The following is a 13,590-nucleotide window of genomic DNA, read 5'->3' as shown; positions in this document are numbered from 1 at the left end:
TTTCGTATCATTTTTGCAACTTTTAAATCTTGTTTGCAATGCTGCCATGCAGGTGGCGGTGAGCTATGCGCTAGTTTTTCAGGCCTTGAGGTATTCCGCCTTGCCGCCCAGCCAGCGCAGCACATGGCTGGCAGCCAGGTCCGGCCAGCGGTCCAGCATCGGCGGCGCCAACTCACGCGCCCATTCCAGCAGGTGCTTGTCGGCTTCCAGATCGGCAAATCGCAACAGCGCCGCACCCGACTGCCGCGCCCCCAGAAACTCGCCGGGCCCGCGAATTTCGAGATCGCGCCGGGCGATCTCGAAACCATCGGAGGTCTCGGCCATCGCCCGCAGCCGCTCCTTGGCCGTCTCGCCGAGCTTGCCGTTGTCACCTACCGCATACAGCAGCACACAAGCCGATGCTGCAGCGCCCCGCCCCACCCGGCCGCGCAGCTGGTGCAGCTGGCTCAGGCCAAAACGTTCGGCATGCTCGATCACCATCAGGCTGGCATTGGGCACATCAACGCCCACTTCAATCACCGTGGTGGAGACCAGCACGCCCATCACCCCTTCGGTGAACAAGGCCATGACGGCCTTTTTCTCAGCCGTGGGCATGCGCGAGTGCAGAAGACCGACCATGACCCCGGGCAGCGCCTCGCTCAAGTCCGTATGGGTGGCAGTGGCGTTGGACAGATCCAGCGCCTCGCTCTCCTCGATCAGCGGACAGACCCAGTACACCTGGCGCCCCTGGGCGATCTGGTCGGCAATGCGCGAGACCACCTCATCGCGCCGGCTGTCACTGATGAGCTTGGTCACCACCGGCGTGCGTCCCGGCGGCAACTCGTCGATGGTGGAGACATCCAGGTCGGCGTAGTAGCTCATCGCCAAGGTACGCGGGATCGGCGTGGCGCTCATCATCAGCATATGCGGCTCCATGCCGGTGGAGAGCAGCTTTTGCCGCAGCGCCAGGCGCTGGGCCACGCCAAAGCGGTGCTGCTCATCGATGACGGCCAGCCCCAGCTGCTTGAACTGCACCTGGTCCTGGATGACCGCATGCGTGCCGACCACCAGCGCGGCCTCGCCACTCTCGACCAGCGCCAGCATCTCGGTGCGCTGCTTCTTCTTTTGCGCACCGGCCAGCCAGGCGACCTTCAGGCCGCGCGGCGCCAGCAACGGCTCCAGCCAGCCCACCAGCTTGGCAAAGTGCTGCTCGGCCAGAATTTCGGTCGGCGCCATCAGCGCGCACTGCCAGCCCGCATCAATGGCGATCACCGCCGACAGCGCCGCCACGATGGTCTTGCCCGAGCCCACATCGCCCTGCAGCAGGCGGTGCATCGGTATGTGGCGCCCCAGATCCCTGGCAATTTCCTCGCAGACCCGGCGCTGCGCCCCGGTCAGCGCAAAAGGCAGGGCGGCCAGAAACTGCTCATGCAGGTTCAGGCTGCCGTCGGGATGGCGCTGCGCTGCCAGCGCGGGCGCGCGCAGGCTGTCGCGCTCGCGCTTGGCCGTCAGCTGCGACAGCTGCTGGGCCAGCAGCTCTTCGGCCTTGAGGCGCTGCCAGGCCGGGTGGCTGTGGTCTTCCAAGGTGGCTACCGCGACATCGGGCGTGGGGTGGTGCAGAAACTGCAGCGCTTCGCGCAAGGTGTAGGCCCTGCCCAGGCCGCCCGCTCCCAGGTACCGGGCATAGGGCAGGTCCACGCCGGGTGGCAGGGTTTCGCTCAGATCAGCACGCTGCAAACCGCCGATCACCGCGCGGCGCAGATAGGGCTGGGGCAGCCCGGCGGTGGTGGGGTACACCGGCGTCAACGACTGGGGCAGCTCGCCACCCGCCAGCCGGAAGGCCGGGTGCAGCATTTGCCGCCCCCAGAAGCCGCCCTTGACCTCACCGCGAATGCGCAAGGTGTTGCCCACGGACAGGGTCTTCTGGTGGGAAGGGTAGAAGCTGAAGAAGCGCAGTTCGCAGCCGTCTCCGTTGGCATCTTCGACCCGCACCACCAGTTGCCGGCGAGGCCGCAGCTGCACATCGGCAGACACCACGGTGGCTTCGATCTGCGCCACCTCGCCATCGCGCGCACTGCGCAGCGCAATGATGCGCGTCTCATCTTCATAGCGCAGCGGCAGATGCAGCGCCAGATCGATGTCGCGGGTCAGCCCCAGTTTGACCAGCGCTTGCTGGGCGGGGTTCTTGGCGGCAGTCTTTGCTGGCGCGGGGGTGGCGCCAGCGGCAGGGGCCGCGCCCGTTGCTGCCCCGCTCGCCTTGCGCGGGCGGCCAGGTTTGCGCCCCTTTGAGGGCATCGCATCATCAGCAGAAGAAGCAGGCGTGGCAGCAGACATGGAGGCAGTTTCAGCAATGCTGCATTCTGGCATGCTTTGCCGCACGACTGGTTAAAAAGACAGTGCCTGCCAAAACCTGTCCAGCCTCTCTACGCAGCCGCGCTGGAGCCCGCCGCATCAGCGCCGCACGCGGCGCCGGCGCAGATAGCGCTCCCAGAGCTCAAACAGCAGCTCGGACAGCAGTGCCAGCGCGGCTGCCGGCAACGCGCCCGCCAGCATCAGCGCGCTGTCGTTCAGCGCCAGACCGGTCACAATGCGCTCGCCCAGGCCACCTGCGCCGATGAATGCGGCAATCGTCGCGGTGCCGATGCCAATGGCGCAGGCCGTGCGGATACCGGCGACCACGGTGGGCATCGCAATCGGCAGCTCCACCCAGCGCATGCGCTGGGGCCGGGTCATGCCCAGCGCAGAGCCGGCGCTGCGCAAGCCCGGCGACACCTCGGCCAGGCCCGCACAGGTATTGCTCAGAATCGGCAGGATCGAATAGGCCGTCAGCGCCACCAGGGCCGGCAGCCGGCCGATCACGCCGAACCAGGCAATCAGCACCGCCAGCAGGGCGAGGGACGGAATCGTCTGCAGCACGCCGGCCGCGCCCAGTGCCAGCGCCCGCGAGCGAGGATGCGGAAAGAGCAGAATGCCGGCAGGCACTGCGATCAGCGCCGCCACACCGACGGAGACCAGCACCAGCGCCAGGTGCTGCGCAGTCAGCCGCCACAGGTCAGGCGCCACCAGGCGCGTCCACAGCCGCGCGCCCAAGCTCGGCTGGCCCGCTGCCTTCGCGTCCACTGCGGCCTTGCCGTTGGTCTGCGCAGCCCCGCCTGCCAGAAATTGCTTGGCAATCTCGGCAAAGCCCCGGCCCTGCAGCTCGGCCTGGGCATTCATGCCAATCATTGCCGCTTCGCTGATGCGGCCCTGCAGCTGTTGCAACGCGGCCCAGGCCACCGGTTTCTGTGTGGGCAGGTCCTGCCGGTAGAGCAGCAGCGCGTCATAGCGCGGAAAATAGGCCTGGTCATCCTCGAGCACCCACAGCCCCAGGTGGTCGATCTTGGCATCGGTGGTGTAGATGTCCATCACATCGATGTGCTGCTGGGTGATGGCCTCATAGGCCAGCCCATGGTCCAGCCCCTGGGGCTTGGCCTGCAGGTTGTAGCGCTTGGCCAGGCCGGGCCAGCCATCACCCCGGCCGATGAATTCGTTCGACAGGCCAAAGCGCAGTTCGCTGTGGCGCGCCAGGTCGCTGAGGCTGCGAATGCCCAGCGCCTCGGCCTGCTGGCGGCGCATCGCCAGCGCATAGCCGTCGTTGAAGCCCAAGGGCACACCGACGGCCAGGCCCAATGGCGCCAGCGCCGCATTCAGCGATGCCAGATCGCTGCCCTGGGCATGTTTGGCAATCTCCAGCGCAATGGTGCCACTGTATTCGGCATAGACATCGATCTGGCCGGATCGCAACGCTTCATAGACGATGGCCGTGTTGCCCAGGCCCTGGCGCACCTGGGTCTTGACCCCGGCGGCCTGTGCTTGCTGCGCCATGATCTCGGCCAGCACATAGGATTCGGTGAAACGCTTGGAGCCCACGCGCAGGGTTTCCTCCTGCGCGGCCCCGGCAGCAGAGGCGGCCAAGAGGCCCAGAACCCAGACCAACGCGAAGCGCATCAAGTGGTGAAGACGTAGCATCGGGCCACTATAGCAACTGCGCTTCCCAGGCACGTAGGAGGCGGCCCCCAACCGCGCCAAGCCCGCGCGGCCTGCTGCGCCTCTGCCACAGTGGCACAATCGCCCCCTTGTTTTGATCCCTGTGAGCTGCAGGTGTGTTCCGCCTGCATGAGCCAACGATGACTGCCTTCTCCGGTGCCCGCCGTACTTTTCAACTGAGCGATTTCGATTTCGAACTGCCCGAAGCACTGATTGCCCAACACCCGGCTGCCGAGCGCAGTGGCTCGCGCCTGCTGGATGCGCGGGAGCCACATCTGGCAGACCGCCGCTTCCACGAGCTCCCCGATCTGCTGCAAGCAGGCGACCTGTTGGTCTTCAACGACACCCAGGTGATCAAGGCACGCGTCTTCGGCGAAAAATCGAGCGGCGGCAAGATCGAGCTGCTGATCGAGCGCGTGCTGCAGGACAACGAAGTCGTCGCCCATATGAAGGTCAGCAAGAAGCCGGCCGTGGGCGGCGTGCTGCACATGGCAGGCGGCAGGAAGGCCGGTGGCTTTGATGCCACCTTGCTGGGCCGCTGGCCCAATGAGATGGGCGCGCTGTTTCGCCTGCGCCTGACAGGCCCCCAGGGGGAGTCACCGTGGGAGCTGATGCAGCAGCACGGCCACATCCCCCTGCCCCCCTATATTGAGCGCGAGCAGCAGACCGGCCAGGACCCCAACCAGGCAGAAGACGAGCAGCGCTACCAGACCGTGTTTGCCAAGAACCCCGGCGCCGTTGCGGCGCCGACCGCCGCGCTGCATTTTGACGAGAAGGTGCTGGCGGCGCTGGAGGCCAAGGGCGTGGAGCGCGCCAGCGTGACCTTGCATGTGGGTGCAGGCACGTTTCAGCCTGTCAAGACCGAGAACCTCAAAGACCACCAGATGCACAGCGAGTGGTACAACATCCCGCTGCCCACCCTGGCCGCGCTGGAGCGCTGCCGCCTGCGCGGCGGCCGGGTCATTGCGGTGGGTACCACGACCGTGCGCACGTTGGAATCCTGGGCCCGCACCGGCCAGCTCTCGGACGACACGAACATCTTCATCACCCCCGGCTTCCCGTTCCGCGTGGTGGACATGCTGGTGACCAATTTCCACCTGCCCAAAAGCAGCCTGATGATGCTGGTCAGCGCCTTCGCCGGTTATGAGCACATCATGGGTCTGTACCAGCATGCCATCGCGCAGGGCTACCGCTTCTTCAGCTATGGAGATTCGATGCTGCTGCAGCGCCTGAAGGAGCCGGCCGCAGCCGATGCGGCGGCCGACCAGCCAATGGCCGCGTCCTGAGGCTTTCGCCGGTGCCGGCACTGCATAGTTGCTCGGGGCAATGGCAGCGCACAGGCAGGCGGCAGGCGGCAGGCGGCCGCCCGCCTCAGCCAACCAACCAGCGATCAGAAATAGTCGCAAAAGCGCCGGCCGCCCACCTCGTGCACCTGTACGGGAATTTCATACAGGTCGCTGAGGACCTCATCGCGCACCACCACCTCGGGCGGGCCTTCGCAGTACAGCGCGCCGGCCTTCATCGCGATGATGTGGTCGGCATAGCTGGCGGCAAAGTTGATGTCGTGCAGCACCACCACCACGGTCTTGCCGGCATCGCGCACTGCCTGGCGCAACAGCTTCATCATGCCCACGGCATGGGCCATGTCGAGGTTGTTGAGCGGCTCGTCAAACAGGATGTAGCGCGTGTTCTGGCACAGCACCATGGCGATATAGGCGCGCTGGCGCTGGCCGCCAGACAGTTCGTCGAGAAAGCGCTCGCTGAGCGGCTGGAGCTTCAAGTAGTTCAGCGCCGCATCCACCTGCACACGGTCCTCTTCGGTCAGCCTGCCCTTGGAATGCGGGAAGCGTCCAAAGGCCACCAGGTCGCGCACCGTCATGCGCAGCGCACTTTGGTTGTCCTGGCGCAGGATCGCCATCACGCGCGCCAGCGCATCGCTGGCCGTGGTGGTGATGTCCTGGCCCTCGATGCGCACGGTGCCGGAGGTCATCGGCATCAGCCGGCTGATCAGGGACAGCGCCGTCGATTTGCCCGCGCCGTTGGGGCCGATGATGGCGGTCAGCCGGCCCTGGGGAATGCGCAGGCTCACGTCATGCAGCACCGTCGTGGTGCCATGGGTCTTGCGCAGCTTGTCGGTTTCAATCATGGCTGGTCACCGCGCTCAGCTCTTGGCCTTGCGCACTAGAAGATAGATAAAGGTCAATCCGCCCAGGAACTCCACGACGATGGACAGCGAGGTGTTGAAGCCGAACAGGCGCTCCAGCACCATCTGGCCGCCCACCAGCAGCAAGCCCCCCAGCAGCACCGAGCCGGCCAGGGTGTAGCGGTGCTGGTGGCTGTGCATCAGCTGGTAGGCCATGTTGCTCACCAGCAGGCCAAAAAAGGTCACCGGCCCGACCAGCGCGGTCGAGATGGACACCAGAATGGCCACCACCACCAGCACGCCCATCACCGAGCGCTGGTAGTTCACCCCCAGGTTGATGGCCACCTCGCGGCCCAGCGCCAGCACATCGAGCAGATGGCGCTGGCGCCAGACCCAGACGCCCACCAGCGCAATAGCAGGCAGTGACAGCAGCAGCAGCGGCAGCGAGACGGTGTTGAAGTTCGCGAACAAGCGGTCCTGCAGCACGGTGAACTCGTTGGGGTCCATCACGCGCCAGACAAAGTTGTTGAGGCTGCGAAAAAAGATGCCTGCGACAATGCCTACCAGCAGCAACAGATGCAGGTTGCTGGCCTGGCCCCGGAACAACCAGACAAACAGGCTGGTGGACAGCAGCACCATCAGCCCCACATTCATGCCAAAGCGCGACAGCTCAGGGATCTGCATCGCCGCCACCCCCAACGTAAAGGCCAGCACCGACTGGATCAGCTGGAACAGCGCGTCAAAGCCCATCACCGCCGGCGTCAGGATGCGGTTGTTGGTCACCGTCTGGAACAGCACGGTGGACACGCCGATCGCAAAGGCCACCGTCCACATCGTTGCCAGCTTCTTGCCGCGCAACGGCAGCACAAAGCTCCACTCGGCCTGCACCTGGCTGGTCATGAAGTAGAGGCTGGCCAGCAGCGCCAGCGCCAGCAGCAGCCACAGGCGCCGCGCCGGTGTGCCCAGCCAGGATGCCGATGCAGGTGGGGGCGCCGCCACCGCAGGCGAGGTCGACAAAGTGTTCATCTCAGCCCCCCATGCGCTTGCGGCGCGACAGCAGCAGTGCCAGGAACATCGCACTGCCCAGCACCCCCATCACGGTGCCGATCGGTATCTCGTACGGGGCGATCACCACGCGCCCGATCAGGTCGCAGGCCAGCGCCATCAAGGCCCCCGCCCAGGCCACCCACAGCACCGATTTGCGCACGTTGTCGCCCACCACCAGCCGCACCAGGTTGGGCACGATCAGGCCGACGAAGGGAATGATGCCGACGGTGACGATCACCGAGGCGGTGACGACCGCCACCACCAGCACGCCCTGCGCCACCAGGCGCTTGTAGTTGAGCCCCAGGTTGGTGGCAAATTCCTGCCCCATGCCGGCCACCGTGAAGCGGTCGGCCGCCAGCATCGCCAGCAGCGTGATGCCCAGCGACAGCCAGAGCATTTCATAGCGGCCCTGCACGATGGCCGAGAAATCGGCCGTCATCCAGGAGCGCGCCGCCTGCATCAGGTCAAAGCGGTAGGCGATGAACGTGGTGGCCGATTCGATCACGCCCGACAGCACCAGGCCGACCAGGGGCACGATCAGCGCCGAGCGCAGCCGTATGCGGCGGAGCACCGCCAAAAACAAGGCCGTGCCCGCCAATGCAAACACTGCTGCCAGGCCCATCTTGCCGAACACCGGCATATCGGGCCACCACAGGATGCCGATCAGCATGCCCATGCCCGCCGATTCGGCCGTGCCCATCGTCGTGGGCTCGACATAGTGGTTGCGCGCCAGCATCTGCATCAGCAGGCCGGCCACCGCCATCGCACTGCCGGCCAGCAGCAGCGCCAGGGTGCGCGGCACGCGGCTGGCCACCAGCACCTGGGTGGCCAGGTCATCGTCGTTGTGGGAGAAAAGGCGCAGCAAGGTCGTCACCGACACATCGCTGACGCCCACCAACAGGCTGACAAAGGCCAGCAGCGCCAGCAAGGCGATGGCCGGCAGCACAAAAGCCAGCGGGCGCAGCGCAAGGCCGCGCCTGCCGCCTGGCACTTTCTCAATCATGGTCGTCATGCTGTGGCTCGCAACAGGGGCTGGCTCAGCAGCTCATTAAGCTTTGGAGAAGGCGTTGATCAGCTGCGTCACATCGTCATGCAGCGAGCCGGGGCTGGCATTGCCCAGCAGGTACCAGTTGGCCGAGTTCAGGTAGACGATCTGCTTTTTCTTCGCCGCCTTGGTGGCGTTGACCAGCGGGTTGTCCAGCAGCTTGGCGGCGGACGCGCCTTCGCGGCCAATGGCGGCATCGCGGTCCAGCACAAACAGCCAGTCCGGGTTGGTCTTGAGGATGAACTCGAACGAGATCGCCTGGCCATGGCCGGCCACCTTGATGTCTTTGTTCGCGGCCGGGATGCCATAGACATCGTGCAGCATGCCAAAGCGCGAGCCCGGGCCATAGGCGCTGAGCTTGCCGCCATTGGTCATCACCATCAGGCCGGTGCCCTTGTTGGCCGTCAGGCCCTTGAGCTTGTCGATATCGGCCTGCATCGCGGCCATCAGGGTCTGGGCCTGGGCTTCGTTGCCGACCATCTCGCCCAGGATCTTCAAATGCTTGAAGGCGCTGGCCACCGGCTGGGTGTTGTCCACCGTCAAGTCCAAGGTGGGCGCAATCTTGGCCAGTTCGGCCACCTTGGCCGCCGAGCGGCCACCGGCGACGATCACATCGGGCTTGAGGCCCTTCACCACCTCGTAGTTGGGCTCGAACAGGCTGCCGATGCGGGTGTAGTCCTTGCTGGCGTACTGCTCCAGCACCGGTGGGAACTTCACCACTTCGGGCACGCCCTTGACCTCGGCGCCCAGCGCGCGCAGGCAGTCGAGTGCGGCCAGATCGAACACCAGGATGGTCTTGGGCTTGACGGGGATCTGCACCGTGCCGCCCGCTTGCTGCACCGCCAGGGTCTGCTGCGCCAATGCGGAGCCTGCCGCCCAGGGCAAGGTCACCAAGGCACCCAGTTGCAGCAGCGACTGGCGGCGGTTGACGGTGGAGCGAGCGGAGCGCGACATGGAACATCCTTTGGTCGGAAAGCTGGCAGCCCCTGCATGCACCCGACCCAAGACCGTATCGCTACTTTTTTCTTGCGCCCGCAGCGGAAGCCCCAGCGGTTGATGGAATGGAAACATCGCCTGATGGATGCCAGGCTGCAGCACCCGAAGGCTTTACAGAGCTGACACATTTGCGAATCGTTCTCATTTGAATGGTAACACGCTGTTTTGTTCCCCTCGGTTTGAGGCGGGTACAAACCCTGAGGAGCATCCAGCAGTGGCCCGACTGTCCCTGATCGGACAGCCGGCCCGCAAAACTGCTGCCCCAGCGCCACGCACAAGCCCCCAGCACAGCCCAGCTTTCTACAATGGAGCCACACCCAGCCAGCCCTTCGACTCCGCAGGAGACCGGCCGCCGCATGGTGCCCTTGCCCGCGTGACTCCCCCGATAGCCCCTGCCTCCGCCTCTGCCCTGCCCGCAACCGGCCTGGTCAGCCCCCCAGCCCTTGCCGCGGACAGCGCTACCCGCCTGCCCGAGACCCGCCACACCCCGCCTCCCCGCCGTCCTGGTGAAGGCTCGGCCCTCACCGGCATCGTGCTGACAGTGTTGGCCTGCGCCTGTTTCTGCCTGCTCGATACCGGCTCCAAGTACGCTGGTGCGCTGTTGCCACTGCTGATGGCGCTGTGGCTGCGCTACATGCTGCAGTCGGTGTTCACCGTCGGCTGGGGCGTCTACCAGTACGGCGCAGGCGTGTTCCGCACCACGCATCCGCGGTTTCAGATGGCACGCGCCGCGCTGTTTTGCAGCAGCAATGCCTGCGCGATGATGAGCCTGCGCTACCTGCCGCTGGCCGAGTTCACCGCCGTCGTCGCGATGACGCCGCTGGCGATGACCCTGGTGGCGGCGCTCTGGCTCAAGCAGCCGGTCAGCCCGCTGCGCTGGGTGCTGGTGGCCATGGGCTTTCTGGGCACCGTGGTCATCATCCGCCCGGGCGGCGCCAATTTCAGCGGTGGCGCGCTGGTCTGGCCGCTGCTGCAGCTGGCGGCCAACACCGCCTACCAGATCGTCAGCAGCCAGATGGCCGGCAAGGAGCGGCCAGTGACCACGCAGATCTACACCAGCCTGCTGGCGCTGGTGCTGACCAGTGCCAGCCTGCCCTGGTTCTGGCAAATGCCCAGCACCATGGCCCTGTGGCTGGCGGCGCTGGCGATGGGCGTGGGCAGCACCATTGGCCACCTGATGCTGCTCAAGGCCTATGAGCATGCCAAGCCCGCCACGATATCGCCGTTTCTCTACAGCCAGATCCCCTTTGCCGTGTTCTCGGGCTGGCTGCTCTATGGCCATATCCCCGACCACTGGGCCGTGCTCGGCATGGTCTCGATTGCGGTGGGTGGTGCGCTGAGCGCCTGGCTGTCGGTGCGCGAATCGCGCTGATCGGGCCGCTCGCATACAGGCAAAAAAAAGCGCCACCGGCACAAGTCCGGTGGCGCCCTGGGTGTGTTGGGTCGACCGGTGCGTCAGTAGGCGGCCGCCTGGCCATCCTTGCGCGGATCGGAGCCGGCCACATAGTGCCCGCCTTCACGCAAAATCAGCTGCGCACCGCCGAACGCAAACACGCCATGGCCTTCTTCAATGGTCACCTCATGGCCCAGCGCGCGCAAGGCGGCAATCACCTGCGGGTCAAAACCCAGCTCGACGGAGACCTGGTTGCCACCCGTCACGCGCCAGCGCGGCGCGTCTGCAGCGGCTTGCGGGTTCTGGCCATAGCGCAGCACGCGCACGGCCATCTGCAGATGGCCCTGGCTTTGCATCGGGCCGCCCATCACGCCAAAGGCCATCTGCGGCGTGCCATCGGCATGCATCGCAAACGCGGGGATGATGGTGTGCGAAGGGCGCTTGCCCGGCGCCACCTGGTTGGCGTGGCCCGCCTCGGTGGTAAAGCCGGCGCCCCGGTTCTGCAGACTGATGCCGGTACCCGGCACGACCACGCCCGAGCCAAAACCCATGTAGTTGGACTGGATGAAGGACACCATCATGCCGCTCTCGTCGCAGGCCGCCAGGTAGACCGTGCCGCCCGGCTTGGGCGCGCCGTAGCGGGCAACCTGGGCCTTGCTGCGGTCGATCAGCTGGGCACGCTCGGCCAGGTAGGCGGGGTTCAGCAGGTCTTGCTGGGGGTGGACGCGCATGTGCTCGATATCGGCGTTGTACTGGGCCAGGTCGGCCAGCGCCAGCTTCATCGCCTCGATCTGCAGGTGCACGGTCTCGGCACTGTCGAGCGGCTGGTCGCCGATGCCGATGGCATCGAGCAGGCCCAGCGCGATCAGCGCGGCAATGCCCTGGCCATTGGGCGGAATCTCATGCACCACCGAGTCGCCAAAGGGCTGGGCCACCGTGCCCACCCAGTCGCAGCGGTGGGCGGCCAGGTCCTCGGTCGTCATCACGCCGCCGTTGGCCTGGCTGTGGGCCGCCATCTTTTGCGCCAGTGCGCCCCGGTAAAAGGATTCGCCCAGGGTCTCGGCAATCTCTTCCAGGGTGCGGGCATGCGCCTCGCTTTGGAACCAGCTGCCCGCCTGCGGCGCCTGGCCCTCGGGGGCAAAGCATTCCTTGAAGCCGGGCTGGTCGCCCAGCTTGGCCAGGCCCAGCGCCCAGAGCTTGGCAATCGTCGGCGATACCGCAAAGCCATGGCGCGCATAGTCGATCGCCGGTTGCGCCACTTGCGCAAAAGGCAGCTTGCCAAAGCGCTTGGACAGCTCCACCCAGCCCGAGACCGCACCGGGCACGGTGACCGCATTCCAGCCTTTTTCCGGGATGCCGCCGAGCTTGTCGAAGTACTCCGGCGTCCAGCCGGCCGGGGCGCGGCCCGAGGCGTTCAGGCCATGCAACTCCTGACCGTCCCAGACAATCGCGAAGGCATCGCTGCCAATGCCGCAGCCGGTGGGCTCCACCACCGTCAAGGTCATCGCCGCGGCCAGCGCCGCATCCACCGCATTGCCGCCCGCTTGCAGCATGCGCAGGCCCGCCTGCGCGGCCAGTGGTTGCGAGGTGCTCACCACATTGCGGCCCAGTACCGGCGAGCGCTGCGAGGCATAGGGCTGGGCCCAGTCTTTCACGGTAGTCATGTCTTGTCTTTCTGAATGCAATCGAGAGGGCAGCCGGGGCGGCACGACCGCCCCGGTCTGCTGGTGGCAACGCTTATTCGAGCGTGATGTGGTTGTCCTGGATCACCTTGGCCCAGCGGGCGCTGTCGGCCTTCACCAGGTCCGCAAACTGCGCCGGCGTGCCGGGCTTGGCCACATCGGCGCCCAGCTTGGCCAGGCTGGCCACCACCTCGGGATTTTGCACGGCCTTGTTGAAGGCGGCATTGATCCTGGCGGTCAGCTCGGGCTTGAGGCCCGCAGGCGCGTAGACGCCAAACCAGGTCACCGATGCGTAGCCGGGCAGGCCGGATTCGGCCACCGTGGGCAACTGGGTGCGCTCGGCGCTGGTGACGGCCAGCGCACGCAGGCGGCCGCTGGCCACATGGGGCATGCCGGTGGGGATGGAGTCAAACAGCATATGCACCTGGCCGGTGGCCAGATCACTGATCGACTGCGCCGTGCCCTTGTAGGGCACATGGGTCAGGGTGATGCCCGCCTGGGCCGCAAAGGCCGCGGTGTTCAGGTGCACGATGGTGCCATTGCCGCTGGTGGCGTAGTTCAGCTTGCCGGGGTTGGCCTTGGCATAGCTGATCAGCTCCTGCACGGTCTTGACCGGCAGCGCGTTCGTGACCAGCAGCACGCTGGCGGCATCGGCTACATGGGCGATCGGCGTGAAGTCCTTGTCCGCACGGTAGGCCAGCTTGGGCATCAGGTGCGGCGAGATCGCGTGGGTGCTGCTGGTGGTGAACAGCAGGGTATAGCCATCGGCCCCAGCCTTCGCGGCCTCGGCGGTGCCGATGGTGCCGCCCGCGCCCGGGCGGTTGTCGATCACCAGCGACTGGCCCAGCTCCTGCGACACCTTTTGCGCCACGACACGGGCCACCAGGTCGGTCGCGCCGCTGGGCGGGAAGGGCACGATGACACGGATCGCGCGCTCAGGCCATTGGCCGCCTTGGGCTGCGGCAAACGGGGACAGCATGGCCAGCGCCGTGCCGGCCACCAGGCCGGCGAGCAACGGCCGGCGGCCTGGCATGCGAGAAAGAAGAGAAGGGGTAGTTGGCATGGTGGTGAGCGAGTTGCATAACATCTGCGAAGCACTCTGCGCTTGTGGCGCGGGCCAGAACAAACCGGTTCTTGTGCGCCCACAGCGGGTGTGCCATGCGCGCGGGGGCAAAGGCGCCTGCGTGAAGCCTTGCATATTAAAAGCCTGTGACAGCAGGCGCCACCACCGATTTGGCAAGGTAGGTTTGCCGATACGGCAATGGGTTTATGCTTAGAC

At 66.1% G+C, this 13,590-nt stretch carries 10 protein-coding genes; 2 read left to right on the top strand and 8 right to left on the bottom strand.

Annotated features, from left to right (window positions below; translation table 11 throughout):
* Nucleotides 1-78: 78 nt before the first annotated feature.
* Both recG and ACHWUQ_RS02645 read right to left on the bottom strand, forming a co-directional pair.
* The gene (gene recG, locus ACHWUQ_RS02650) at nucleotides 79-2,274 is read right to left on the bottom strand and encodes an ATP-dependent DNA helicase RecG (RefSeq protein WP_394680280.1); all 2,196 of its coding nucleotides are present in this window, start codon (nucleotides 2,272-2,274) and stop codon (nucleotides 79-81) included.
* Nucleotides 2,275-2,430: 156 nt separating this feature from the next.
* Nucleotides 2,431-3,987 (bottom strand): glycine betaine ABC transporter substrate-binding protein, encoded by a 1,557-nt coding sequence (locus ACHWUQ_RS02645; RefSeq protein WP_312459514.1) that lies wholly within the window; start codon nucleotides 3,985-3,987, stop codon nucleotides 2,431-2,433.
* Between the two features lie 158 nt (nucleotides 3,988-4,145).
* Between ACHWUQ_RS02645 and queA the strand changes: the two genes are divergently transcribed.
* Nucleotides 4,146-5,291, top strand: a complete 1,146-nt coding sequence (gene queA / locus ACHWUQ_RS02640; RefSeq protein WP_312459519.1) for a tRNA preQ1(34) S-adenosylmethionine ribosyltransferase-isomerase QueA — start codon at nucleotides 4,146-4,148, stop codon at nucleotides 5,289-5,291.
* A 104-nt stretch (nucleotides 5,292-5,395) separates the two neighbouring features.
* On the opposite strand, the gene ACHWUQ_RS02635 is transcribed toward queA, so the two are convergent.
* Genes ACHWUQ_RS02635 through ACHWUQ_RS02620 form a run of 4 tightly spaced genes read right to left on the bottom strand, consistent with a single transcriptional unit; the run spans nucleotide 5,396 to nucleotide 9,194 of the window.
* The gene (locus tag ACHWUQ_RS02635) at nucleotides 5,396-6,151 is read right to left on the bottom strand and encodes an ABC transporter ATP-binding protein (RefSeq protein WP_394680271.1); all 756 of its coding nucleotides are present in this window, start codon (nucleotides 6,149-6,151) and stop codon (nucleotides 5,396-5,398) included.
* 15 nt (nucleotides 6,152-6,166) lie between these two features.
* Nucleotides 6,167-7,165 carry an iron chelate uptake ABC transporter family permease subunit gene (locus ACHWUQ_RS02630; RefSeq protein ID WP_394680279.1) on the bottom strand — a complete coding sequence of 333 codons (999 nt, stop codon included), beginning with the start codon at nucleotides 7,163-7,165 and terminating at the stop codon, nucleotides 6,167-6,169.
* A 10-nt stretch (nucleotides 7,166-7,175) separates the two neighbouring features.
* Complete coding sequence (locus tag ACHWUQ_RS02625) at nucleotides 7,176-8,198, bottom strand: iron chelate uptake ABC transporter family permease subunit (protein ID WP_312459858.1); 1,023 nt, start codon at nucleotides 8,196-8,198, stop codon at nucleotides 7,176-7,178.
* A 45-nt stretch (nucleotides 8,199-8,243) separates the two neighbouring features.
* Nucleotides 8,244-9,194 (bottom strand): siderophore ABC transporter substrate-binding protein, encoded by a 951-nt coding sequence (locus ACHWUQ_RS02620; protein WP_239810505.1) that lies wholly within the window; start codon nucleotides 9,192-9,194, stop codon nucleotides 8,244-8,246.
* A gap of 508 nt (nucleotides 9,195-9,702) precedes the next feature.
* Between ACHWUQ_RS02620 and ACHWUQ_RS02615 the strand changes: the two genes are divergently transcribed.
* The gene (locus tag ACHWUQ_RS02615; protein WP_394680278.1) at nucleotides 9,703-10,608 is read left to right on the top strand and encodes a DMT family transporter; all 906 of its coding nucleotides are present in this window, start codon (nucleotides 9,703-9,705) and stop codon (nucleotides 10,606-10,608) included.
* A gap of 83 nt (nucleotides 10,609-10,691) precedes the next feature.
* On the opposite strand, the gene ACHWUQ_RS02610 is transcribed toward ACHWUQ_RS02615, so the two are convergent.
* Both ACHWUQ_RS02610 and ACHWUQ_RS02605 read right to left on the bottom strand, forming a co-directional pair.
* On the bottom strand, nucleotides 10,692-12,293 hold the full coding sequence (locus tag ACHWUQ_RS02610; protein ID WP_394680270.1) for a gamma-glutamyltransferase family protein: 1,602 nt from the start codon (nucleotides 12,291-12,293) through the stop codon (nucleotides 10,692-10,694).
* A 73-nt stretch (nucleotides 12,294-12,366) separates the two neighbouring features.
* Nucleotides 12,367-13,374 (bottom strand): Bug family tripartite tricarboxylate transporter substrate binding protein, encoded by a 1,008-nt coding sequence (locus tag ACHWUQ_RS02605; RefSeq protein WP_394680269.1) that lies wholly within the window; start codon nucleotides 13,372-13,374, stop codon nucleotides 12,367-12,369.
* Between the last annotated feature and the right edge of the window lie 216 nt (nucleotides 13,375-13,590).

Origin of the sequence: uncultured Comamonas sp. (genome assembly GCF_964277875.1) — a bacterium.
Classification (GTDB): Bacteria; Pseudomonadota; Gammaproteobacteria; order Burkholderiales; family Burkholderiaceae_C; genus Comamonas; species Comamonas sediminis.
This window is presented reverse-complemented; position numbering and strand designations above follow the sequence as displayed.